Origin of the sequence: Epilithonimonas arachidiradicis (genome assembly GCF_003610695.1) — a bacterium.
Classification (GTDB): Bacteria; Bacteroidota; Bacteroidia; order Flavobacteriales; family Weeksellaceae; genus Epilithonimonas; species Epilithonimonas arachidiradicis.
Genome location: NZ_RAQH01000001.1, coordinates 387,116 through 411,384 on the forward strand (window position 1 = coordinate 387,116; position 24,269 = coordinate 411,384).

Annotated in this window: 26 protein-coding genes; 13 read left to right on the forward strand and 13 right to left on the reverse strand. The window is 36.8% G+C overall.

Annotation, left to right across the window (positions count from 1 at the left end; all coding sequences use genetic code 11):
• The first annotated feature begins 6 nt into the window (after window positions 1-6).
• Genes BXY58_RS01865 through BXY58_RS01875 form a run of 3 tightly spaced genes read left to right on the forward strand, consistent with a single transcriptional unit; the run spans window position 7 to window position 1,903 of the window.
• Window positions 7-339 carry a bacteriophage spanin2 family protein gene (locus tag BXY58_RS01865; RefSeq protein WP_120212104.1) on the forward strand — a complete coding sequence of 111 codons (333 nt, stop codon included), beginning with the start codon at window positions 7-9 and terminating at the stop codon, window positions 337-339.
• Window positions 340-344: 5 nt separating this feature from the next.
• On the forward strand, window positions 345-980 hold the full coding sequence (locus tag BXY58_RS01870; RefSeq protein WP_120212105.1) for a DUF2306 domain-containing protein: 636 nt from the start codon (window positions 345-347) through the stop codon (window positions 978-980).
• Entirely contained in the window at window positions 977-1,903 is a 927-nt protein-coding gene (locus BXY58_RS01875; RefSeq protein ID WP_120212106.1) for a YARHG domain-containing protein, read from the forward strand. Before BXY58_RS01870 ends, BXY58_RS01875 begins: the two co-directional genes overlap by 4 nt.
• Here the strand turns inward: BXY58_RS01875 and BXY58_RS01880 are convergent.
• The 3 genes from BXY58_RS01880 to BXY58_RS01890 are packed head-to-tail and all read right to left on the reverse strand — an operon-like array spanning window position 1,882 to window position 3,448.
• Complete coding sequence (locus BXY58_RS01880) at window positions 1,882-2,274, reverse strand: ribosomal maturation YjgA family protein (RefSeq protein ID WP_308659097.1); 393 nt, start codon at window positions 2,272-2,274, stop codon at window positions 1,882-1,884. The two genes, BXY58_RS01875 and BXY58_RS01880, sit on opposite strands and share 22 nt — an antisense overlap.
• A 53-nt stretch (window positions 2,275-2,327) precedes the next feature.
• The gene (locus BXY58_RS01885; RefSeq protein WP_120212107.1) at window positions 2,328-2,945 is read right to left on the reverse strand and encodes a thioredoxin family protein; all 618 of its coding nucleotides are present in this window, start codon (window positions 2,943-2,945) and stop codon (window positions 2,328-2,330) included.
• An 11-nt stretch (window positions 2,946-2,956) separates the two neighbouring features.
• Window positions 2,957-3,448: a TlpA family protein disulfide reductase gene (locus tag BXY58_RS01890; protein WP_120212108.1), complete on the reverse strand. Its 492-nt coding sequence runs from the start codon at window positions 3,446-3,448 to the stop codon at window positions 2,957-2,959.
• Between the two features lie 62 nt (window positions 3,449-3,510).
• Between BXY58_RS01890 and BXY58_RS01895 the strand changes: the two genes are divergently transcribed.
• Together BXY58_RS01895 and BXY58_RS01900 are read left to right on the forward strand one after the other, a co-directional pair.
• Window positions 3,511-3,900, forward strand: coding sequence for an energy transducer TonB (locus BXY58_RS01895; RefSeq protein WP_120212109.1), 390 nt, complete (start codon window positions 3,511-3,513; stop codon window positions 3,898-3,900).
• Window positions 3,901-3,954: 54 nt separating this feature from the next.
• The gene (locus BXY58_RS01900; RefSeq protein WP_120212110.1) at window positions 3,955-4,146 is read left to right on the forward strand and encodes a hypothetical protein; all 192 of its coding nucleotides are present in this window, start codon (window positions 3,955-3,957) and stop codon (window positions 4,144-4,146) included.
• A gap of 2 nt (window positions 4,147-4,148) precedes the next feature.
• Here BXY58_RS01900 and mutS read toward each other — a convergent pair whose 3' ends face one another.
• Together mutS and BXY58_RS01910 are read right to left on the reverse strand one after the other, a co-directional pair.
• Window positions 4,149-6,704 (reverse strand): DNA mismatch repair protein MutS, encoded by a 2,556-nt coding sequence (mutS, locus tag BXY58_RS01905; protein WP_120212516.1) that lies wholly within the window; start codon window positions 6,702-6,704, stop codon window positions 4,149-4,151.
• Between the two features lie 94 nt (window positions 6,705-6,798).
• Window positions 6,799-7,671: a cupin-like domain-containing protein gene (locus tag BXY58_RS01910; RefSeq protein ID WP_120212111.1), complete on the reverse strand. Its 873-nt coding sequence runs from the start codon at window positions 7,669-7,671 to the stop codon at window positions 6,799-6,801.
• A gap of 303 nt (window positions 7,672-7,974) precedes the next feature.
• Here BXY58_RS01910 and BXY58_RS01920 point away from each other — a divergent pair, with 303 nt between their 5' ends.
• Together BXY58_RS01920 and BXY58_RS01925 are read left to right on the forward strand one after the other, a co-directional pair.
• A complete protein-coding gene (locus BXY58_RS01920; RefSeq protein ID WP_120212113.1) occupies window positions 7,975-9,384 on the forward strand; it encodes an MBL fold metallo-hydrolase in 1,410 nt (469 codons plus the stop codon).
• A 107-nt stretch (window positions 9,385-9,491) separates the two neighbouring features.
• The gene (locus tag BXY58_RS01925; protein WP_120212114.1) at window positions 9,492-9,794 is read left to right on the forward strand and encodes a thioredoxin family protein; all 303 of its coding nucleotides are present in this window, start codon (window positions 9,492-9,494) and stop codon (window positions 9,792-9,794) included.
• Here the strand turns inward: BXY58_RS01925 and BXY58_RS01930 are convergent.
• On the reverse strand, window positions 9,787-10,551 hold the full coding sequence (locus BXY58_RS01930) for an amidohydrolase (protein ID WP_120212115.1): 765 nt from the start codon (window positions 10,549-10,551) through the stop codon (window positions 9,787-9,789). The genes BXY58_RS01925 and BXY58_RS01930 overlap by 8 nt on opposite strands.
• A 192-nt stretch (window positions 10,552-10,743) precedes the next feature.
• Here BXY58_RS01930 and BXY58_RS01935 point away from each other — a divergent pair, with 192 nt between their 5' ends.
• Window positions 10,744-11,538 carry a murein L,D-transpeptidase catalytic domain family protein gene (locus BXY58_RS01935; protein ID WP_120212116.1) on the forward strand — a complete coding sequence of 265 codons (795 nt, stop codon included), beginning with the start codon at window positions 10,744-10,746 and terminating at the stop codon, window positions 11,536-11,538.
• A gap of 142 nt (window positions 11,539-11,680) precedes the next feature.
• Here BXY58_RS01935 and BXY58_RS01940 read toward each other — a convergent pair whose 3' ends face one another.
• Window positions 11,681-12,370, reverse strand: a complete 690-nt coding sequence (locus BXY58_RS01940; RefSeq protein ID WP_074236017.1) for a response regulator transcription factor — start codon at window positions 12,368-12,370, stop codon at window positions 11,681-11,683.
• A gap of 102 nt (window positions 12,371-12,472) precedes the next feature.
• Window positions 12,473-14,014 (reverse strand): sensor histidine kinase, encoded by a 1,542-nt coding sequence (locus BXY58_RS01945; RefSeq protein WP_120212117.1) that lies wholly within the window; start codon window positions 14,012-14,014, stop codon window positions 12,473-12,475.
• 189 nt (window positions 14,015-14,203) lie between these two features.
• On the opposite strand from BXY58_RS01945, the gene BXY58_RS01950 reads away from it, so the two are divergent.
• The gene (locus BXY58_RS01950) at window positions 14,204-14,692 is read left to right on the forward strand and encodes an SRPBCC family protein (RefSeq protein WP_120212118.1); all 489 of its coding nucleotides are present in this window, start codon (window positions 14,204-14,206) and stop codon (window positions 14,690-14,692) included.
• Here the strand turns inward: BXY58_RS01950 and BXY58_RS01955 are convergent, their stop codons facing one another.
• The 5 genes from BXY58_RS01955 to BXY58_RS01975 all read right to left on the reverse strand — a co-directional run bounded on the left by BXY58_RS01955 (window position 14,693) and on the right by BXY58_RS01975 (window position 19,169).
• Complete coding sequence (locus tag BXY58_RS01955) at window positions 14,693-15,037, reverse strand: hypothetical protein (RefSeq protein WP_120212119.1); 345 nt, start codon at window positions 15,035-15,037, stop codon at window positions 14,693-14,695.
• Between the two features lie 85 nt (window positions 15,038-15,122).
• The gene (locus tag BXY58_RS01960) at window positions 15,123-15,476 is read right to left on the reverse strand and encodes a DUF2200 domain-containing protein (RefSeq protein ID WP_120212120.1); all 354 of its coding nucleotides are present in this window, start codon (window positions 15,474-15,476) and stop codon (window positions 15,123-15,125) included.
• Between the two features lie 149 nt (window positions 15,477-15,625).
• Complete coding sequence (locus BXY58_RS01965) at window positions 15,626-17,662, reverse strand: S9 family peptidase (protein WP_120212121.1); 2,037 nt, start codon at window positions 17,660-17,662, stop codon at window positions 15,626-15,628.
• A 103-nt stretch (window positions 17,663-17,765) separates the two neighbouring features.
• Window positions 17,766-18,506, reverse strand: coding sequence for a uroporphyrinogen-III synthase (locus tag BXY58_RS01970; protein WP_120212122.1), 741 nt, complete (start codon window positions 18,504-18,506; stop codon window positions 17,766-17,768).
• A gap of 21 nt (window positions 18,507-18,527) precedes the next feature.
• On the reverse strand, window positions 18,528-19,169 hold the full coding sequence (locus BXY58_RS01975) for a DUF4271 domain-containing protein (RefSeq protein WP_120212123.1): 642 nt from the start codon (window positions 19,167-19,169) through the stop codon (window positions 18,528-18,530).
• A 1,491-nt stretch (window positions 19,170-20,660) separates the two neighbouring features.
• Here BXY58_RS01975 and BXY58_RS01980 point away from each other — a divergent pair.
• The 4 genes from BXY58_RS01980 (at window position 20,661) to BXY58_RS01995 (ending at window position 24,262) form a co-directional block, all read left to right on the forward strand.
• The gene (locus BXY58_RS01980; RefSeq protein ID WP_120212124.1) at window positions 20,661-21,299 is read left to right on the forward strand and encodes a DUF6266 family protein; all 639 of its coding nucleotides are present in this window, start codon (window positions 20,661-20,663) and stop codon (window positions 21,297-21,299) included.
• 204 nt (window positions 21,300-21,503) lie between these two features.
• Entirely contained in the window at window positions 21,504-22,169 is a 666-nt protein-coding gene (locus tag BXY58_RS01985; RefSeq protein ID WP_120212125.1) for a carbonic anhydrase, read from the forward strand.
• A 15-nt stretch (window positions 22,170-22,184) separates the two neighbouring features.
• Window positions 22,185-22,481, forward strand: coding sequence for a hypothetical protein (locus BXY58_RS01990; protein ID WP_120212126.1), 297 nt, complete (start codon window positions 22,185-22,187; stop codon window positions 22,479-22,481).
• 185 nt (window positions 22,482-22,666) lie between these two features.
• Complete coding sequence (locus BXY58_RS01995; protein WP_120212517.1) at window positions 22,667-24,262, forward strand: SulP family inorganic anion transporter; 1,596 nt, start codon at window positions 22,667-22,669, stop codon at window positions 24,260-24,262.
• Window positions 24,263-24,269 lie beyond the last annotated feature (7 nt).

A 24,269-nucleotide genomic window follows, 5' to 3' on the forward strand; every position in this document is an offset into this window, starting at 1 on the left:
TTGAAAATGAAATATTCGAAAAATATTCTGAAAACACTTCTGTTAGCCGTGTTTTTTTTAATGGTTTCTTGTAAGACAACTGTTGTATCTCCAAACAAGCCGATGTACGACAATACACTAGAACTTTACAAAAAATATTCTATCCAAACCAAAGATGCTAAGACTCAGAAAATCGAAGTTTTGAAAGTGGACGCAACCAAAATCTATGGTAAAAACAAGGCTGGAGAAATGGTTGAAATTGAAAGAAGCGAAGTGCGTGATATCAAAAAACCAGATGTTTTAGCATCCATTGCTATTGTTGTAGCAGCGGTTGCAGCCGTTATTTTTGTTCCGATTTAAAAAAAATGCTTGGTTCGGCAAAATCCAGGAATTTTATCTTAAAAGCAATTGTTGCAATTACTTTTATTTATTTTTTTTGGCTGATGCTGAACATTACTTTGGATTATGTTCCAATAGCTTCTGATGTCAGTTTCTTGATGATCAAGCAGACAGAAGTGACTTCCCGACCGGAATATCTCCCTATTTTTTACATACACGTATACAGCAGTATTTTCGCTTTGTTGGCAGGATTTATTGCTGTTTTTTTTGATAAAAATTTAAAATACTTACATAGATTTTCCGGTAGAATTTATGTTTTTGTAACATTAATTTTTTCCTCTTTATCAGGAATTTATATTGGCTTTTTTGCCAATGGCGGATGGACAGCAAAACTGTCCTTTGTGTTGCTTGGCATTCTTTGGTTTTACACAACTTACAAATCGTACTCAGAAATTCGGAGAAAGAATATCGTCCAGCACAAATTCTGGATGTGGCGAAGTTATGCTTTGGCCGTTTCTGCGATCACATTGCGGATGTGGAAAGTAATTTTAGTATATTTATTCCAGCCCAATCCAATGGATGTTTATCAGGTTATTGCTTGGCTTGGATGGATTCCCAACTTGTTATTAGTAGAATATTTAATCAAAAAACAAAACCGATGAAAACCTTAAATCTAATTTTTGCAAGTGCAATTTTGACTGTCTCTGTTATTTCCTGTAAAAAAGAAACGAAATCCGAAGAAAAAACAAAATCGGATTCTTTGGTTTCGAAAAAGGAAGTAGAGCAGGAGTTCCATAAAGATTGGTACGGAATCTACACCGGAGATTTCAACTCAAAACCAATTGCGACCGAATACGGCAATCAGATCGAAGAGTATAAGAAAATATCAGTCAAAATCAATAGAATCACAAAAGACAGCGTTTATGGTTATTCTGTTGTGAATGGCAATCAAAGACCTTTTCGTGGCATTCTGAATGAAAATACTTTGGATTTTGTCTTAGATGAGCCTGGAAGTGATAAATCAGACGGGCGTTTTCAACTCAAGATTAAGCAGGACAGTTTGGTTGGAGATTGGTCTGCTTACAACAAATCTGATGTGAAATCACCGGAGAAAACCGTGAAGCTGATAAGAAAAGAGTTTGCCTATAATCCTAATTTTATGCTTTCAAAGAAAAGTTATGAAGAAAGTGATTACGAAAATCCCGTAGATTGGAATGGCGGAAAAGTGAAAACGGAATCTTATGTGACTGACGAAGGCAAAACAGAAACTTACGAAAATACATTTTACAGAAGCGCGTCTGACAAGGTTTTTGTTATCAATGCTTCCAAACAAAAATTAGCTGAAAAAGATTTAAAAAACCTTCGCAAATTAGATCTTCAGATTATCAGAAATACGGTTTTTGCACGCCATGGTTATTCTTTCAAAAAAGCAACTTACCGCCAATTTTTCGAGAATACAGATTGGTACGTTCCTGTTTCCAACAATGTGGATGCTGACCTCTCGCCTTTGGAAAAGGAAAATGTGGCACTTCTTGCCCGTTTGGAAAAATATGCTGAAGATCATTACGATACTTTTGGACGATAGAATTTTGATTCGATTAAGAATAAAACCACACATCCGGCAAAATAGCAGAGAATGTCAATCCAGCTAAATGAGTTGCCAAGAACGATCATCATTATGCGATTGTCTTTGAAACCCAATAATTCTCCGAAGTGAAAATATTGCGCAAACTCAATCAGGCAGGAAAAAATGAAAATTCCGATAACCAGTTTTGTTGAATTGAAATCGAAGAATGCTTTAATAAAATAAAACATCAGCATTACAACAAAAACATCACCCAAATAAGCTCTGACAAAGAACCAATCTTTGAGTTTTGTAGCAATCAAAACCTCTACGATAAAAATCAAAACTGCAATCAGAAAGTTTTTGTAATCGAATTTAAAATTAATTTTCACGGAATTGCTTTTAACTAAAACAAAAAATCGAGGCAATTATTACCTCGATTTTTTTATTTTTTCACTTTGATTGTGCAACCAATCGCAACTGTTTTCTCGGTTTTGACGGGTTCGTTTTTCAAAAGCTGATTCACAGCATCCTGAACATAATGATCTGAAACATCATTCGGATTTTCGTAATTATTATCAATCGTTCCGATGTATTTCACGATATTTTTCCCGTTTTCTTTTTTCAAAATATAAACGTGTGGCGTTTTCGTAGCGCCATAAACGGGATAAATTTTCTGACCTTCATCTACCAAATATGGAAACGTAAAACCTTTTTCTTTCGCTCTCGTCTGCATCTCCGCAAAACCATCCTGAGGCTGAACATTTGGGTCATTCGGATTGATGGCAATCACAGGATAACCTTTGTCTTTGTACATTTTGTCCAGTGCAATTATTCTGTCTTCATACTTTTTCGCATACGGACAATGGTTGCAGGTGAAAACAACGATAAAACCTTTTGCAGATTTGAAATCGCTTAATGAAACCATTTTTCCATCCACGTTTTTCAGTTTGAAATCTGTTGCTTCATCGCCAACTTGGTAACCGGAATTGTAAACTTTGGTAAAACTTAATAATCCCAAAATCAGGATTAGACCGTAGAAAAGCCATTTTATTTTTTTCATTTTAAATATTTTTATGGATTGTAATTTTTATTAATTGCTGATTCTAGCTCTTCCAAGGACATTTCGCCATTATTGAAGAATACCTTTTCGCCATTTTTATAGAAAAACGTTACCGGAATCTCGCCTTCCCAATCTTTCTGGAATTTCGGAATCCAAGTATTCATCCTTTTGTTATCATCCAAAATCACAACTTCTGCAGTCAGGTTTTTGGTCTTGATAAAATTGATGACTTTCTGTTTGTCTCTCGCCATATCCAAAGAAACTAACAGCATTTTGAAATTCGGATTTTGAGAATATTTTTTATTCACTTCAATGAAATGAGGCAATTCTTTGACACAAGGTGCGCAAGTGGTTGCCCAAAAATTAACCACAACAAACTTATCTTTTTCTTGTGGAATACGCTTTTCTAAATCTTCATACTTAATCAGAGAAACATCAGTTTGAATCTGAGCATTTATCAAGAAAGGAAAAATCAACAAGAGAAATTTTACTAAAGTCTTCATATTCAAATTTAAAAAATACTTTTGATAATTTCAATTATTGAATATCTTTGGAAAAAATAATTATGAAAAAAATCTTATTACTATTTGTTTTATTATTCAGCATTACAGCCTTCTCTCAAGATAAAAATGAAAATGAAATGAGAACTATTTGGGAGGCAAAATCAGACGCAATGTCAGAGTTTCCCACAGGGATAAAAGGTTTTCGCCAAGAAGTCATTAATAATTTTAGAACAAGAAAAGTTACAGGAAAAGGTATTAATAGAACTGAAATTAGATTTTCCATAGAAAATGATGGAAGTCTTTCAGAAATACAAGCATTTGGAGAAAATGAAAGCTTGAACGAAGAAGCAATACGAGCCGTCTCAAAAGTAAAAAAGAAATGGCTTCCAGCAAAAGTTAAAGGAGAAAAAGTAAAATCTAAATTCCGATTTCCTTTAACTATAAATATTTAACAATAATTTTCGGTTCAATTTTTGAAAAAGAAATCTTAACCAAATTTTATTGTTATGAAAAAGCTATTATTCATCGGAGTATTGTCGTCATTAATTATCGGTTGTGTTCCTGATAAGGACAAAAGGGATAAAAGAAAAGCAGATCACAGCGCAGAACATATGAGAAATGAAGGTGTAGATTCGGCTGCTTTATCTCCAAATAAAAATGTAGTAGATACGGTTTCTACAAAAGAGTCTGGAAAATAGAATTACTTTCCAATCATCTTTTTAATCGCATTCAACTTCATCAAAGCTTCAATTGGTGTCAAAGTATTGATGTCGATTTTCGTCAATTCTTCACGGATATTTTCAAGAACTGGATCGTCCAATTGGAAAAATGAAAGCTGAAGATTTTCTTCAGTCACCCGTTTTATTTTTTCTCCGGAATCTTGCGTTGCTCTGCTGGATTCCAAAGTTTTAAGAATCTCATTCGCACGATTGACTACTTTTGAAGGCATTCCTGCTAACTTCGCAACGTGGATACCAAAACTATGTTCACTTCCGCCGGAAATCAGTTTTCTAAGGAAAATAATATTGCCTTTTGCTTCTTGGATTGACACGTGGAAATTCTTAATTCTCTCGAAGTTCACAGACATTTCGTTCAACTCGTGATAATGCGTTGCAAACAATGTTTTCGGTTGCGTAGGATGCTGATGAAGATATTCTGCAATCGCCCAAGCAATGGAAACACCGTCATAAGTAGACGTTCCACGCCCGATTTCGTCCAGCAAAATCAAACTTCTGTCGGATATATTATTAAGGATATTTGCGGCTTCATTCATTTCTACCATAAAAGTCGATTCGCCGGCAGATAAGTTATCCGTTGCACCAACTCTGGTGAAAATTTTGTCTAACGTTCCAATTTCAGCGTGTTTTGCAGGCACAAAGCTTCCGATTTGAGCTAACAAAGAAATTATTGCAGTTTGCCTCAGAATTGCAGATTTACCGGCCATATTCGGTCCGGTTACCATAATGATCTGCTGAGAATCTCTATCTAGAAAAACATCGTTCGGGATGTAAGATTCACCAAGAGGTAATGACTTTTCAATGATCGGATGTCGCCCTTCCTGGATATCAATCGAGAAAGAATCGTTCAGAATCGGTTTTGTATAATTATCTTCAACAGATAATTCAGACAAACCAACTGCACAATCCAGTTCGCCGACTAACTTTGAATTTTCCTGTAATTGGTCAATATAAATCAGAACATTTTCACAGACATTTCTGTAAAGTTCCAATTCTAATTTACTGATTTTTTCTTCAGCACCAAGAATCTGACTTTCATATTCTTTCAGTTCTTCAGTAATGTAACGTTCGGCATTAACCAAAGTCTGCTTTCTAATCCAGTCTTCCGGAACTTTGTCCTTGTGCGTATTTCTAACCTCTATATAATAGCCAAAAACACCGTTGAAATCGATTTTCAAGCTTGTGATTCCTGTTCGTTCAATTTCACGTTGACACATTTCATCCAGGAAGCCACGACCTTTACTTTGAAGATTTCTTAAATAATCGAGTTCTTCCGAGATTCCTTCTCGGATGACATTCCCTTTGTTGATGTTCACAGGAAGCTCGTCGTTCAGATGCTTGCTGATTAATGTAATTAATTCTTCAAGGTTGATGAAAGGATCAATCCAAGCTAAAACGTCAGGAAAATTCAGAAGTTTTTTTCTGATTTCATTAATATTAATGATACTTTGACGGAGATAACCTAATTCTTTCGGTGAAATCTTTTCAGCAGCTAATTTTCCAATTAACCTGTCCAAATCAGAAATGCCTTTCAGCAAATCTTTGATATCGTATTTCAAAGAATCTTCTTTGTTCAAAAATTCAATCAGGCTTAATCTTCGGTTGATATCACTAATGTTTTTTAAAGGTAAAATCAATCTGCGTCTCAACAATCTTCCGCCCATCGGGGTACAAGTTTTGTCGATGATATCAAGAAGCGATTTCCCATTGTGATTGGCAGAATAGACAATTTCGAGATTTCTCAGCGTGAAGTTGTCCATCATCAGATAATCATCTTGTGGAATCACTTGAATTCTTGTAATATGCTGCAACAATGCGTGATGTGTATCTTCTACCAAATAAGCGAAAATTGCTCCGGCAGCCGTGATTCCCAACTTAGAATCCTCAATCCCGAAACCTTTCAATGATTGTGTTTTGAAATGTGAAGTCAGTTTTTCGTAAGCATAAGGATATCTGAACGCCCAGTCTTCCAGCTTGAAAACATTTTTATTTTTCAATTGGCTCGGTATTTCTGAAGTCCTTTGATAAATAATCTCGCTCGGGTCAAAAGTATGAACGATATGAAGCAGCTTTTCAAGATTGCCTTCACTCACGAGAAATTCCCCTGTGGAAACATCGACCAAAGCCATTCCGTATTTTTCTTTTTCCTTGTGAAGAGAAAGAAGGAAATTATTTTTCTTAGAAGTCAGAACCTGGTCGTTGAACGTAACACCTGGCGTAACCAATTCTGTGACACCACGTTTCACAATTCCTTTGACGGTTTTCGGGTCTTCCAATTGATCACAAATCGCAACACGCATCCCGGCTCTAACCAATTTTGGAAGATAAGAATCCACCGAATGATGCGGAAATCCAGCCAGTTCGATATGACCTTCACCATTAGCTCTTTTGGTCAAAACAATTCCCAAAATTTGCGACGTTTTTATTGCATCTTGTCCAAAAGTTTCGTAGAAATCTCCCACACGGAACAACAATAATGCATCAGGATATTTCGCCTTAATCGTATTGTATTGTATCATTAACGGAGTTTCTTTCTTTGCCAATTGTCTGAATTTTAGAAGCGCTAAAATACGAAATTAATAGCCAGAAAAAAGAAGGATGTTTCGCTGAAAATTATTTTTTCTTCAACTTTTCCAGAGCTTTGGAGCTTTTCCGGTAAGCCCAATCTTCTTTATATTTCACCCATTTTGCCTTGAATATTTTTCGCATCAGCTTATCCGTATATCGCATAATGAAAACGTGATAAAGCATACTCAAAAATTTTGAAGGTCGATTGGGCAATGCTCTGATAGACAAAGAAAAACCAGGCTCCAGATAACGGTTGTAATGCCAGAAAGCGCCAGGGATGAACAAAGCGTCGCCGTGTTCCATCAGTATTTCGGTTCCGGTCGCATATTTCAAAGCTGGATATTTCTCGTAATCGGGGTTGTCGTAATCAATTTCTTCTATAGTGTGAACAGACAGTGGAACTTTATAAAGTAATTCATTTTGTTTCTGATCAAACAATAAAATTCTTTTTTTGCCGCCAAAATGCACGTGAAAAAAGTCTCCCAAATCCACATCATAATGCATCAGAACATGCGCTTCACTCCCTCCAAAAAACAGAGTGGGAAGACGTTTGAAGAATTTCATCCCCAAATCCGGATAAGTGAAATCTTTCAGTAATTCCGGCAATCTGTCGGTAATGATGTAAAAAAAGATTCTGAGGTCAGAAGGTTTACTTTTGATAATATCAATATAATCCTTCATCTTCATATTAGTTGCCGGCGTATCAGAACTTTTGTTGGCGTCAGCAGGTTTGTTGTCGTAGATTGGGACAATTTGGTCACCGGCTTTTTCACGGATATAATCCAGATTCCATTTTTCGTAAGCGCCCCATTGTTTCGCAAAACCTTTTATCAGAAGCGGTCTGTGCGGTTTGAAATATTTCTTTTGAAAATCTTCTTTATCAATGCGTTCTACAATGTCAACAGGATTCAGAATCATACTAATTGTTTTGATTCAATAAAAATAATAAAAATGAATTTTAACAGACATTTTTTATGAATGAATATCTAAAATGCCTGAAACTATTCTCATTCTAACGCCTGTCATAAATCATAAAAGCTTAATAGCTATCGGCTTAATTGTTGATAATGAGATAGAATTTGAACATTTGTTTAATTTCAAATCGAAATTATTCATAATATCTTTCAAAAAATTATTTATAGTTAATCCAAATAACCTCATATTTGTATTGAAAACTAAAACCAAACAATATTTTTTAAAATAAAATTTATCTAAAACCAAATGAAGGTTGAACAAATATATACTGGTTGTCTTGCTCAAGGCGCTTATTACATCACTTCTGAAAACGAAGCTGCAATCATTGACCCGCTAAGAGAAGTGAAACCCTATCTGGAGCGTTTGGAAAAGGATAATGTAAAATTGAAATATATTTTTGAAACCCATTTTCACGCCGATTTTGTTTCAGGACATTTGGATTTGTCTAAAAAAACCGGTGCTCCAATTGTTTTCGGACCAACAGCAAAACCCGATTTTGATGCGATTATTGCAGAAGATAATCAGATTTTTGAAGTTGGGAAAATTAAGATTAAAGTTCTTCATACACCTGGACATACTCTGGAAAGCTCGACTTTTCTTCTGATTGATGAAAGTGGAAAGGAGACAGCAATTTTTTCCGGCGACACTTTGTTTTTGGGCGATGTAGGAAGACCGGATTTAGCACAAAAAGCGGGCGAACTCACTGAAAAAGATTTGGCCGGGATGTTATACGAAAGTCTTCACAGCAAGATTTTACCTTTGGACGATGCTATTACAGTTTATCCTGCTCACGGCGCTGGTTCTGCTTGTGGTAAAAATATGCAGAAAGAAACAGTGGATACTTTGGGAAATCAAAAAAGAACCAATTACGCTCTCAATCAACCGGATAAAGAATCTTTTATTAATGAAGTCCTGGATGGATTGACTGCGCCTCCAAAATATTTCGGGATGAATGTCGCAATGAACAAAGGCGGCTACGAAAGTTTTGACCAGGTTCTGAAAAAAGGTAATAATCCATTGTCCGTTGAAGAGTTTGAAACTGCGGCAGAAGAAACCGGCGCTTTGATCCTGGACACAAGAAGTGCGGCTGTTTTTCATAAAGGTTTTGTTCCTAATTCTATCAACATCGGAATCAAAGGGGATTTTGCACCTTGGGTTGGAGCGATGATTGTGGATGTTCAGCAACCGATTCTTTTAGTTTCTGACGAAGGGACTGAAGAAGAAGCGATTACCAGATTGAGTAGAGTAGGATTTGATAATGTTTTAGGTTACTTGGACGGAAGTTTCGGAGCGTGGAAAAATTCCGGAAAAGAAACGGACGAGATTAAAAGAATTACAGCAGATGAATTTGCAAATGAATATTCTGGCAATGTGAAGGTGATTGATGTCCGAAAGGAAACGGAATATGAAGCAGAGCACATCGATGAAGCTTACAGCAAACCCCTGGCTTATATCAATGACTGGGTTAACTCTATAGATAATTCGGAGCATTTTTACATCCATTGTGCGGGTGGTTACAGGAGTATGATTGCGGCAAGTATTTTGCAGGCAAGGGGTTACAGGAATTTCACTGAGATTGACGGCGGATTCAATGCTATTAAGAAAACGGGTAAATTTCCCCTGAGCAATTTTGTTTGCCAGACTAAAACTTTATAGAATTAAAAAGGCTTCGAGAGCCTCAGCCTGACAATGCTAAATTTTAATATGTCATTCTGAGCTTATAAAAATCTAATAACTAAAACCTAACTTCTAACATCTTAGTTATGTCACAGAAATTTCAAGAACTTATACAATCCGAACGTCCCGTTCTCGTTGATTTTTTTGCCACTTGGTGTCAGCCTTGCAAGGTACAGTCTTCTGTTTTGAACTCTGTCAAAGAAAAGGTTGGTGAAAAAGCGAGAATCGTTAAGATTGATGTTGACCAGTTTCCTTCAATTGCTGCAGATAATGGCGTTCGCGGTGTTCCTACTTTAGCGATTTTCAAGAATGGCGAATTGCTTTGGAAAGAAAGCGGTGTTCACGATGTTAATTCTTTGGTTGGGTTGCTGGAGCAGTATTCTAATTAGAATTCAATTGGAACTCATCCCTTTCATTCAAAAAAGGAAATTTGCTTCTAAAATCTTTCAATTCATCCAAATTCCATTCAGTGATGATGAGGTTATTTTTCCTTTCGGATATTTCTCTTCCATCGGGAAAATAAACCAATGAACTTTCCTCATATTCAAGATTATAGCCGTCGGTTCCGATTCGGTTTAATCCAAAAAGAAAAGCCTGATTTTCGATTGAACGAGCTTTTAAAAGTGATTTCCAAGCTTCAACTCGTGACTTTGGCCAATTCGCAACGTATAAAACGGCATCGTAATCATTCTGATTTCTCGAAAAAACGGGAAAACGCAAATCAAAACAAACCTGCAGAAGAATCTTAAATCCTTTATAATCGATAATTTTTCGCTCAGTTCCGGCAGTGTAAATTTTGTCTTCACCAGAGTAGGAAAACAGATGTCGTTTGTCGTAATATTCATAATTTCCATTTGGAAAAACGAAATAAAATCGGTTATAGAATTTTCCATTTTCTTCTACTGAAACACTTCCTGCAACTGCCGAATTTTTGTCTTTAGCAAAGGATTTCATCCACATTAAAGACTCCTCATTTCTGTCCGCCACTTCATCAGCTTCCATACAGAATCCTGTAGAAAACATCTCTGGCAAAAGAAATAAATCTGCTTCAGTTGTAGCAAATTCATTTTCAATTTGTCTGAAATTTTCTTCTTTATTTTTCCAAGCAATATCTAGGTTTAATCCTGCAATTTTAAGTGTTGACATACTCCAAAAGTTTACTGCAATTTATCATTTTAAAAATCTTAATCATAATAAAGTCTTAATAAAAATCGTTCAAAATGAATTGTTTTGCGTTAAAGTCTCCTAAAAATTAGTTAAAAAAATTGATTCTAAGAGTCTGAAAATGATTTATATATAATTTTGCACGACTAAAATAAAACTTAATATTTATAATTAATGAAGAAATTCCCATTATTGTTATGCTTAGTTTATTTGATTACAACTTCTTTTTATCCTGTGAGTTCTGAGGTTTTTTCACAGCCCAAGATAAGTATCAAAGAAATTAAGCTAAGCCCAAAAAAGAATTTCTCGCCACAAAATCCTGCAGAAGAAATCTACAAAGAACTTCAGTTTACGGATGAAACATTGAATTTTGAAGTCTTCGAAAAAGCTTTTTGGGGATTCCAAAATTTGAAAAGATCCGGAAAATTGAGACCGTCTGCCGAGTTGCTTTCGGTTTGTGATTTTAGTTTGTCTTCCAACAGAAAACGACTTTGGGTCATAGATTTGGGTGAGAAAAAAGTCTTATTCAACACATTGGTAGCACACGGAAAAGGAACCGGCGAAGAGTTTGCAACGAGCTTTTCCAACACAGAAGATTCGCATCAGTCGAGTATGGGCTTCTATGTTACAGAACAGACCTACACCGGTGATAACGGCTATTCTTTGCGGTTATTCGGGATGGATAGAGGTTATAATGATGCAGCTTTGGAAAGATGCATTGTGATGCACGGCGCTAAGTATGTGAGCGAGGATTTTATCAAGTCTGAAAAGAGATTGGGAAGAAGCTGGGGTTGCCCGGCTGTTCCGACGAGTTTGGCAAAACCAATTATCGATACGATAAAAAACAGGACGTGTCTGTTCATTTATTTTCCGGACCAGAATTATCTGGCAAGTTCACAATGGTTAAAAGATGCTGAAAAAGCAGACTCAATTCTTGGTTCTCCAAAAGATAATATGGCAACGAATTAAAATTTATAAAAGTCTTCGACTCCGCTCAGACTGACAATGTTGAATATGAACAGTTATTATTAGATATGTCACACTGAGCGGAGTCGAAGTGTTTATAATTTTAAAAAATGAAACCCTTCAGAAACTCTGAAGGGTTTTATTTTTATGGGTTTTTCACTAATAGTCTGAAACCTTCGCCGTGAACGTTGATGATTTCCAAACCTTCGTCATCTTTCAGAAGTTTTCTCAGTTTAGCAATGTAAACATCCATACTTCTTGCCGTGAAATAATTCTCTTTTTTCCAGATTTTTCTCAATGCCAGATCTCTAGGCATAAAATCGTTTCTGTGAATGCAAAGCAATTTCAAAAGTTCGTTTTCTTTTGGAGAAAGCTTATATTCGTTTTCGCCAACTCTTAGTTGTCTCAACATAGAATCGAAGAAAATATTACTGATTTTGAACTGCTCCTGGTCCTCATTTTCCAAAACAGCGCTTCTTTGCAGAATAGCTTTGATTTTATAAAGAAGTAATTCAGTATCAAATGGTTTTGTGATATAATCATCCGCTCCGATTTGATAACCTTTCAGGATATCTTCACGCATATTTCTAGCCGTCAGGAAAATAATTGGTGTGTTTTTATCAATTTTCTTCACATCTTCTGCCAAAGAAAATCCGTCTTTTTTCGGCATCATCACATCGAAAATACAGATGTCAAATTCCTTTTCTGTAAACTCTTTCAGTCCCATTTCTCCGTCAGTTGCCAATGTGACCTCGAAGTTGTTGATGGTCAAATAATCTTTAAGAACTGCGCCAAAACTTTGGTCGTCTTCTACTAATAATATTCTGTTGCTCATAGCTTTGTAATTAATAATTAAGTTGAAGAATATGATTCTTCGTTTAGTAATATTTTGATTTGTTGTTTAAAATTTAATTTTATTAATATTTCACTCAAAAATTTATACCATAGGTAATTTAATGGTGAACGTACTGCCTTTCCCTTTATGAGAATCTACGAGAATCTGACCTTTGTGGATTTCGATGATTCGTTTAACATAAGACAATCCAAGACCCTGACCTTTTACATTATGGATATTTCCTGTTTCTTCGCGGAAGAATTTTTCAAAGATTCTTGCTTTATTATTAGATTCCATTCCCATTCCCTTGTCCGCAATTTCTATCACATACCAGTTGCCTTCATTCCTTGTGCTGACTTTTATTTCAGGCGTGTCAGGCGAGTATTTGTTAGCATTGTCCAAAAGGTTGATTAGTGCATTCGAAATATGAAATTCATCAACCAAGAAATTGTATTTGGTCGCATTGAATTCCGTTGTTAGACTGCCGTTTCTCTCATTAACAATCAGTCGAAAAGACTCAGCGATGCTTTTAATCAGTTCCCGCACATTGGTTTCTTTCAGATGAAGCGGCATCTCGTTACGTTCCAGTTTGGACATATTAAGAACGGTTTCCACCTGTTTCTTCATCCTAAGATTTTCCTGTTTTATCAATCCCGAATAATATTTGACCTTGTCCGGGTCTGTCGCGATTTTATCGTTGGCCAAAGAATCAGTCGCAACCGAAATGGTCGCCAAAGGTGTCTTGAACTCGTGGGACATATTATTGATGAAATCGGTCTTGATTTCGGCAATTTTCTTCTGTCGCATCATATAATTAATCGAGATGATGTAGATCCCCAAAATCGTCAGTAATGAGATGAAGGTTCCCAACAACATTGGTAAATTGTGCTTTACCAAAGAGTAATCTTTTCTTGGGAAAACTAACGCCAGCGTATAAAGCGTGCGGTCTTTGCTGTCTGTAAAAAGCGGATAAGTATAATTGGTCTTATCTTTCTGGTCGAGATAGATATTATTGGCAATCGTTGTTAATTGATTGGTTTTGTTGATAACACCAAAGCCAAATTTTGTATCTATTCCTTTCAATCTTAATTCTTTTGAAATAACGGAATCAATAGTTTTGCTGTCAACACGTTTTTCTATCGGAAGGTTGGTTGCGCTCAAACGGGCAAATTCCTTCATCTGATAAGAATTGTTGTCAAGGTCTCGGCTGATATTGGTGGTCAATGGCTCAGGTGAATTTCTTTTCAGTTTTAATTGACCTTCATCTTTGTAAAGTTTCGTTGTGTACAACGTGTCTCCTTTGGCAGAAACCGGGATGTTTTTTTTCTCAACAATACTTGTCTGGAAAAGGATGTTAGAACGGTTCGCAGAATCGGAACTTTGCTGAATGTAAGTTTTAACAGGCTGATTAGCTGATGCTAAAACTTCCTTTCCAACGCCACCGTAGGTTTCATTCCAATATTTGTTGACTTCAATTTGATTTACTTTCTGAGTTGATGTTTCCAATGCAGAATAGACCTTGTTAGAAAAATCCTGCTCAAGAGAAGTGTATAACTCTTTAATCCAATACAGCTGCAAGGAGACGAAAACCACCAGAGAAATCGTCATAAAAACAGAAATAATAGGAATAAACTTGTTATTCATTGTAATTATTAATTTTGAAAAGTTAAAATTACTCTTTTTAAGATTATCTCAATAAAAAAAACGGCATTCAATTATTAAATATTTCTTAAAAACGTATTTTTTAACATTTTATTGTGAATAATCAAAAATGTTGCCATAGGAAAACTTTGGTGTGATTTTTTAATATTAATTTTAGAAAAAGAAAAAATTATGAATTCAGAAATTGTTTTTAATAAGGATTCTGACACCGGAGTTTATGTGATGAAAGTTTATAAAGCTGATGTTTCCACGCTTTGGGACTATTTCACCAAGTCAGAATTGATTGACCAATGGTGGGCGCCAAAACCTTGGCAATGCGAAACCGAAAAAATGGATTTCCGCGAAAATGGCGTTTGGTTATATGCAATGAAAGGTCCGGATGGTGAAAAAGAGTTTGCCTTGGCAAGTTATGGTGAAATAATGCCACACAGAAGTATTGCCTGGACAGATGCTTTTGCGGATGAAAAAGGAAAAGTTAAAACAGATCTGCCACAAACGGCTTGGTTAATTGGCTTCACAGGAATTGATGAAGGAACCAGAATGACCTTTAATCTGCATTTTAATTCACAGGAAGAACTGAATCAGCTTGTTGAAATGGGATTTGAAGAAGGTTTCAAAATGGGACTGAATCAGTTGGAGGATATTCTAGCAAAAGATTAATTAATCTAACTCAATTTCCTCATCAATAAAATATTGGATAATCGCTTTTTTCATTAACAGCGATTGTTCATTGGGTTTCAATTCCGGAAGGTCGTCCAGCTTTTCAAATTGCGGCCAACCATCTTCATAATGCGTGAATTTGTAATAACCAAAAGGCTCCAACAATCTGCAAACAGCGATATGAACCAAATTGACCTTATCATCTTTGGTGAATTTCTGTTGCCCGCTCCCCAATTCCTGAACGCCAATAATGAATAGGAAAGTTTCTATGGGAGGATTTTTCTCAGTTTGAAAATTAACTTCAAAAAAGTGTTCTATTTTTTTCCAGATTTCGGATTCGTTCATAATTATTAATGGTAAATGATCGTTGATAAAAGTGGTTGCTAAGAATTGATAATCTTCTTACTTCCACCGTTCAACTTCTGCTTTTTTATTTCCTTAAGATTTTATCCATAGATTTCCCTTTTGCCAATTCGTCTATCAGCTTGTCCAGATAACGGATCTTCTGCATCAGTCCATCTTCCATTTCTTCTACACGATAGCCACAAATCATACCGGTTATTTTTGTAACATTCGGATTGATATCAGCTTCAGCGAAAAAAGTTTCGAAATCCACTTTATTATCAATGATGTTCTGAAGTTTCTCAGAATCATAACCTGTCAGCCAAAAGATGATTTCGTCAACTTCAGCCTTGGTTCTGCCTTTCTTTTCCGCTTTCGCGATGTAATGTGGGTAAACGCCGGCAAAAGACATTGTGTAAATTCTGGTGTTGTCGCTTTTCATTGATTAATATTTTGATTGAGACAATTTAAAATTTCAACACAAAGTACACAAAGATTTTTATCATTCAATTGCTTTTAAGGTCACAAAGATTTGACTTTGCCAAATAATTTGTGTCCTTTGTGAAAAACCTTGCGCTCCTTGTGTTTAATTTACTTATCAATCTTCAAAAGAAACGCATATTCCAAAGCAATTTCCTTCAGACTCTCGAATCGTCCACTTGCACCTCCGTGTCCGGAACTCATATCGGTTTTGAAAATCAGAATATTATTATCCGTTTTCAAATCCCTGAGCTTTGCCGTCCATTTTGCCGGCTCCCAATATTGTACTTGGGAATCGTGAAAGCCTGTTGTAATCAGAATGTTAGGGTAATCTTTGGCTTCGATATTGTCATACGGCGAATAGGATTTCATATAATTATAATATTCCTTGTCATTTGGATTTCCCCATTCATCGTATTCTCCTGTCGTCAAAGGAATGGTTTCGTCCAGCATTGTTGTCACTACATCCACAAAAGGAACCTGCGCCACAATCCCGTTGAATAACTCCGGATTATAATTCATCACGGCGCCCATCAGAAGCCCGCCTGCGCTTCCTCCCATTGCGTAAAGATGTTTTGGAGAGGTGTAATTTTCTGATATTAAATATTTTGCGGCATCGATGAAATCAAAAAACGTATTTTTCTTCTGAAGCATTTTCCCATCCTCATACCATTCGCGTCCAAGATATTCGCCGCCTCTGATGTGAGCAATAGCGTAGATAAATCCTCTATCCAAAAGCGATAATCTCACGCTGGAAAACGTCGCATCAACCGTATGTCCATAGCTTCCGTAACCGTAAAGCAACAACGGCGTGTCTGCAGATTTTGGTGTATCTTTATGATAAACCAAAGAAATCGCAACTTCTTTTCCGTCTCTTGCAGTTGCCCAGATTCTTTCCGAGATATAATTTTCTGCGAAAAATTTGCCGCCCAAAACTTCCTGTTGTTTCAGAAGTACAGTTGTTTTTTCTTTCATATTGTACTCGAAAGTGGAAGATGGTTTGGTCAATGACGTATAGCCAAAACGTAAAATATCCGTATCAAACTCCATATTGATGCCGATATAAGCGGTGTAAGTCGGGTCAGAGAATGGTAAATAATAAGAGTTATTGTTTTGATTATCAATAATGTTAATTTGTAAAAGACCTTTTTCGCGTTCTTCGAGTACAAAATAATTCTTAAAAATCTCAAAACCTTCCAACAAGACATTTTCTCTGTGCGGAATAAAATCCTGCCAGTGTTCCATTGATGGTTGACTGACCTTGGTTTTCACGATTTTGAAATTCGTAGCATCATCAGCATTGGTAATGATATAAAAATCATCTTCGTAATGCTCCACAGAATATTCCAAATCTTCTGTTCTTGGCTGAACAATCGTCCATTCTGCAAAAACATCATTAGCCGGAATAAATCTCATCTCATCTTCATTAGTAGATGATGCAGCAATGAAAATGTATTCTAATGATTTGGTTTTAAATACACTAACGTCAAATGTCTCATCTTCCTCGTGGAAAATCAAAACATCTTCGTTAGCATCGGTTCCTAATTTGTGACGGTAGATCTGAAAAGCTCTCAGGCTCTCATCTTTCCGGATATAGAAAACGTGTTCGTTGTCATTGGCCCAAACGGCTTTTCCTGTTGTGTTTTCAATGACATCAGAATAGATTTGTCCTGTTTTGATGTTCTTGAAATAGATCTTGTAAATTCTTCTCCCGATGTTGTCTGTAGAATAGGCGAGAAGGTCATTATTAACGCTTACGGAGATGCTACCTGTCTCAAAAAAAGCATCACCTTCTGCCAGAATATTAACATCCAAGAGAATTTCTTCTTCATTGTCCAGAAACTGAAACTTTCTTGAGAAAATAGGATATTCTTTCCCGGCTTCATAACGTACAATGTACCAGTAGCCGTTGAAGAAATAAGGCAAAGACTCATCGTCTTTTTTGTATCGGGATTTCATCTCTTCATACAAATCGTTCTGAAGGTCTTCTGTATCCTTCATTACAAAATCTGTGTAAGAATTTTCTTGCTCCAGATATTGGATGACCTCGGGATTTTCGCGTTGATTCATCCAGAAATAAGGGTCATTTCTTTTATCGTTATGGATTTCTAGAAGTTTATCTATTTTTTTAGCTTTTGGAGCATTCATTCTATTTGAAAGTATTAGTCTGAATTTAATTTCAGATTTAACAAAAATAAACAAAAAACCATCTTCTCAGAAAGAAGACGGTTTTGATTTATGGGGTCAATAATTATTTATTGATGCTTTTGATATATTTTTCTATCGCCATTGTCATAGACGGCGTCTCTTTGGTAGGCGCCATCACATTCACTGTTAAACCAGCTTCTTCTGCTGCAGCCTGTGTTGTTGTTCCAAAAACCGCAATCTTTGTATCTTCCTGTTTGAAATCCGGGAAATTGATTCCTAAAGATTTGATCCCCTGATGACTGAAGAATACGAGCATATCGTAGTCCTTGATATTGATATCGGTCAGGTCACTTGCAACGGTTTTGTACATTATAGCTCGGGTCCAATCCAGGTTGGTGGCATCCAAAACTTTCGGGATCTCCGGCGTCAGGACATCAGAAGACGGCAAAAGATATTTCTCACTTGGATGTTTTTTAAACAACGCTGCCAGGTCTGAGAAGTTCTTTTCTCCGAAGCTGATTTTTCTTTTTCTGTAAACAATATGTTTCTGCAAATAGTTGGCAATAGCTTCTGACTGGCAGATGTAACGCATAGAATCCGGAACGGTGAATCTCATTTCCTCAGCAAGACGAAAATAGTGGTCAATCGCATTCTTACTCGTAAAAATAACGCCTGTGTATTGTGTCAGGTCTATTTTCTGAGTTCTGAGTTCTTTCGCATCCACACCTTCTACGTGTATAAAAGGACGAAAATCAATTTTGATTTTCTCTTTTTTTGCTATTTCCAAATAAGGCGACGATTCATTCGGAGCGGGCTGTGAAACTAAAATAGATTTGATTTTCATCTTATAATGTGAATGTTACATTTAATAAAACAAGAACTTCCAAAGTACCAAAACGGGTACGATTTGAAGCGTGCAAATATACAAAAATTTATAATACCACTTTTCCGGTAATATCGGCTGGTTGTGGAAAATGTATATCGAATTTTTCAAAACAAACGATCCAACAACCAGACCAATAATGAAATAGAAATACTTCACAAGATCAACCGGGTAAAAATAAAGTACAAATCCTGCAATGATAACAGCAATGGATTCCAGAAAAAAGAACTTGCTGGCAACCAGCGCTAAGCCTTTCAGGTTTTTACCGCTTCCGATGCTGGAGTAGAAAAAAAAGGTTAAGATATTTTTAACCAAATCAAATATTGCCAGTGTTAGAAAAGTAAAACCGAATTTATTAATCTGAAAACCAAACAATTGTATGTCGGAAAATGTTTTCGGAACAATCGGGACAAACTGGGATAGGAGTAATGAGATCATTACGCATCTCACTATCGAGATGATAACCCAAGATGGTGTAATATTATTAGAATCTTCGATTTTCTGAGTTAAAAAATCTTTGATGTTCGCATCTCTCTGGAAAACCGATAAAAGGATAACGTATGTAAAGATACTCCCAAGAATACAATATACAACCCAATCATTATTTTCTGTTATCCTTATCAACGGTTAAATTTTTTGCAAAAATAGGAATTAGATATGAGCTATTTGATATTTCATATCAATTAAATGGTAAATTATCTGCTGGCTTTTGTTAATATTTAGTTCAAAAGTAGATTTTCAATAACGGATAAAATTATAAAGCTTCTGCTAAAACTAATAGTTCTTCTAGAAAGCTGCGGTTTCTCTGGTCACTTTATCAATTGCATAAACCAGCCACATCGGGTTGCTTTTCTGATCTTGCTTGAATAGTAAAAAGTGAAATTCCCGTATCACTAACTTTAGCACATCTATAATGACTCTCAATCATTTGTAATCTATTTTTCCTCCAAAAATAAACGAGAGTAGGTAATTCCTACTCTCGTTTTTAAATTTATTAATTATTATTTTATTTGATTTTCAACGAGTTAATGTTAAAAACCATATCCATCACTAACTTTGGAACATTACCAGTCCTGGGTATTGGACCCGATGTTCTTTTGCCAGGAGATCTTCTGCGAAAAAAGTACGGCAGAACCCAGCACCAATAGTGTGGTAGAAATCTTTTTTCATATTTGAGTTTTCTATTATTAGTTATCATTCACGGTGCAATAATAGCACAGCAATGCGCCAAATCTTGTCGCATTATAATTTTGTGAGCAAAAATAATATTAATTTCTCAAATCCCTGTTACTGCAAAACCAAAAACCCCAAACATCAAAACATCTTTTCAGAATTAATGCCACATCGAAGAAACATCGAATAAAGGATATGGAAGGGATATACAAAGGATATAGAATGGTTATACAACTATCGAAGAATGGATATACAAAGGATATACAACCACTCATATTATGTTAAATAAAAACATCATAAGCAACAAAAGATCAGCAGATTACAACATAAACTATGAACACTCAGTATCAGAAATGTCACACAGAGCGGAGTCGAAGTGCAATAACGCATCATCACTTCACTACCATTTAAGAACCACTATCAGGCTGAGGCTCTCGAAGCCACATAAACAAAATTCCTTGATGAGCGAAGCGTCTTTGCGCCTCTTACAACCCAACCCAAACAAAAATCTTCCCGCCTTTGCGATTAAAAAACACTCATAAACAATTTTCACAGCAAACAGTGTCACACTGAGCGCAGTCGAAGTGTCTTAAATGCGTCATTAATCAAAAAACACAGTCAAGCTAAAGCTTTTGAAGCCACATAAAACCAACTCCTTGATGAGCGAAGCGTCCTTGCGCCTCCTAAAACATACCCACCAAAAAAAGCTTGCGCCTTTGCGTTAAAAAAAAACCTCCAATAATCCAGTAGCATAACACTGCCAGGCTGAGGCTCTCGAAGCCCGCTTAAAAATAAAAATGCCTTGATGAGCGAAGCGCCCTTGCATTAAAAAAATTAAAAAAAATAAATCACGTCAACTTCTGTCGTTACACCTCGATACTTTTGACCCATCAGCTGACACAAACAACTTTTAACAAATCATTAATTAAAAAAACATCAATTATGGGAAAATTATATGACTCATTACTATCAGGCACTTCAGGACGCACAGGGCGTATCGTAGTAGCCAATGTCTCCGGAAACGAAATCTCCAGAGTTCGTCCCAAAAAACGCTCGGGGCAACCAACTGTCAAACAGCTTCTGATTCAGAACCGGATGAAAAAATGTGCCCTTTTTATGCAGTCCTACCGTGGTTACGCCTGCAAATATTTTGGAACGCGTATGGGGATGAAATCCTCTTACAACCTGGCCATGACCAATCTGATGGAAAACTTCAAGATCAATTATGCAGATGCCACCATCACACCAGACTATCCCATGCTTTCTTTTTCCAAGGGCACCCTCTTAGCACCGGTTCCGCTTGCTTTGAACCTGGCCACAGCTGGTACGCTGGAAGTCACCTGGCAGGATAATGCTGCAGGCAACACCGAAAGAGAAAACGATTTTGCACAGATTCTGGTGGCTATTAAGGATGAAGACATCTCTATGTTTGTAGAGAATGCCGCCAAACGTTACGATGCCGCTTACACGGTTAGCCTGCCAGTCAACTTTCAGAGTAAACCGCTTCATATCTGGATCGCTTTCCGGACAGAAGATGGCGAAACAGCTTCCAACTCTCAGTATGCAGGAACTGTTTCTTAAACAGAATCAGTCGTAGGATTCCTTACGGCTGATTTTTTTTATCTGTTTCCGGGTCTGAACTGAAAATAATAAATTCTTAATATTAAAAGTTTGTTAAATATTAGTTTATTACGCTGTAAACCTTTATTTTTGTATTGTTATTGATTCGGTCTATTGAAATCGGAAATGATTTCAACGAAATAAATAACATTAAATTACCATTAAATGGCAAAGTCGTACGAAGCTATTTTTGAGAACAACAAGAAGTGGGTAGAGGCTAAAATCTCGGATAATCCGGAATATTTTCATCAACTCGCCAAAACACAAAACCCCGAATATCTCTACATCGGATGTTCCGACAGCCGGGTAACGGCAGAAGATATGATGGGCGCAGAACCGGGCGAGGTGTTTGTTCACAGAAATGTAGCCAATGTCATCAACACTTTGGATATGAGTTCAACAGCGGTCATTCAGTACGCAGTAGAACATCTGAAGGTGAAGCACATTATCGTATGTGGCCATTACAACTGTGGCGGTGTTAAAGCGGCAATGACATCACAGGATCTCGGTCTACTGAATCCTTGGCTGAGAAACATCCGGGATGTGTACAGACTGCATCAGGTAGAGCTGGACGCTATAGAAGATGAAGCCAAAAGATATGACCGCCTGGTGGAACTGAATGTTCAGGAGCAATGCATCAACGTCATCAAGATGGCTTGCGTACAGGAACGTTATATTTTGGAAGAGCAGCCCGTTGTTCACGGCTGGGTGTTCGACCTCAGAACAGGAAAAATAATCGACCTAGAAATCGATTTTGAAAAGATATTAAAAGACATTCAGAAGATCTACAACTTGACAGATTCTGATTGGGTGATGAGCAGAAAAAAATAGTTCATTAAAGCGTATATGAAATTTTGGAGTATTATAACATTAACGGTCTTTCTCAATTTTACGGCTCTTCCGGGATTAGCCGCAATGTTTGGCTGGGAACTGCCTAGAACCAATGTTGTCATCAGCGAGGAAGAGTCGCACTCCAGCAACACTATCGTTCTTTACGAAAAAACCATTCCTAAAACAATGGATATCCATGATTTCCTGAAGTTTTATGAAGCGGATACACACAACAAAATCGCTGTAAGCTGGGAATCTACGTTATATTTCCCGCCATCTCTCAGCATATTCTCTCCACCTCCGGAAGCATAAATAACATTCTGGTTTTTCTCAGAAAACGTTCGGGCATTGGCTGTAATCACACAGCGAAGAGCACCTGCTGTTTTTTGAATTCATTTTAATCAACTCGTGTTGGTTATCAATTACATCTGTTATTTATATTGATGAAGTTGCCTTTTAGGTCGGGCAACAGCATCAGTCAAACTTATTATTTTCTTATGAAAAAGTCACAATCTTTGTTTGGAGGAATCAAAGAGAACTTTCCATCCGGTCTTGTCGTATTTCTTGTGGCATTACCATTATGCTTAGGAATTGCATTGGCATCCGGAGCTCCTCCACTATCGGGTATTCTTGCAGGTATTGTTGGGGGTATTGTAGTGGGATCAATCAGTAATTCCAACATCTCGGTTTCCGGACCGGCAGCTGGTCTTACAGCAATTATTTTAGTAGCCATTACCGATATTGGCGCATTTGAGTTATTTCTTTGTGCCGGGATTATTGCCGGAGTGATACAGTTGATTCTGGGTTTTATCAGAGCTGGTAGTATTTCGAATTATTTTCCGAACAACGTTATCGAAGGAATGTTGGCCGGTATCGGAATCATTATTATTTTGAAGCAGCTGTCACACGCAGTGGGCTTTGATAAAGATTATGAAGGGCATCAGTCGTTATTCGATAATGGATTTAATGTCGGCTACTTTTCAGAATTATTAGCAGCGATTCATCCTGGAGCGGTCATTGTAACCTTAATCTCAATGGGAATTCTATTGGCTTGGGATAATGTGACTGCGCTGAAAAGAATGAAGTTATTACCGGGCGCATTAGTCGCTGTGATCGCGGGGATTTTGATTAATGAATTTTTCAAATTGTCGGGAAGTTCATTGGCCATTTCCCCCGAGCATTTAGTAACGCTTCCTGTTCCAACGACATTGGACGAATTCAAAAACCTAATAACGTTTCCTGACTTTGCAGGATTCACCAATCCAAAAGTTTGGATCACAGGCGCAACGATTGCAATTGTAGCATCTATTGAGACTTTACTTTGTATCGAAGCTTCCGACAGGCTGGATGTGAGAAGGAGAATCACTGACACCAACCTGGAGCTGAAAGCACAGGGAATTGGGAATTTGATCAGCTCATTTATTGGAGGATTACCGATGACATCGGTAGTTGTAAGAAGTTCTGCCAATGCCAGTGCGGGTGCAACATCCAAACTTTCTGCCATCATCCACGGTGTTCTTTTATTGATTTGTGTTTTGACAATTCCGGTCATATTGAATTTGATTCCGTTAGCAACCTTAGCAGCGGTATTGATTTTGGTTGGTTACAAATTGGCAAAACCAGCTACATTCAAGCATTTTTGGCACAACGGAAAATATCAGTTTATCCCATTCGTGGCAACCGTAGTGGCTGTTGTGGCAACGGATTTGCTGAAAGGTGTTGGGATTGGATTATTGATTTCAATTATTTATATCCTGCAAGGCAATATGAAACGTGCTTATTACCTGAGCAGAGAAACATTGAACGATGCCGATGAGATCACCATCAAATTGGCAGAAGAAGTTTCTTTCCTGAACAAGGCGGCAATCAAAAAAACATTGAAGAATATCAAGTCTGGTTCCAAGGTAATTATCGATGCCAAGACGACTTCATATATAACAACAGATGTATTGGAAATGATTCAGGATTTTGCCAATGTAAGAGCAAAAGAAGAGGATATAGAAGTAGAACTGGTGGGATTCAAAACCTCGTATAGAGATTATGCGAGCGATCAGGATTCTCACGTGGTGGTGAACCACAAAAGAGCAATGTAACCAAATT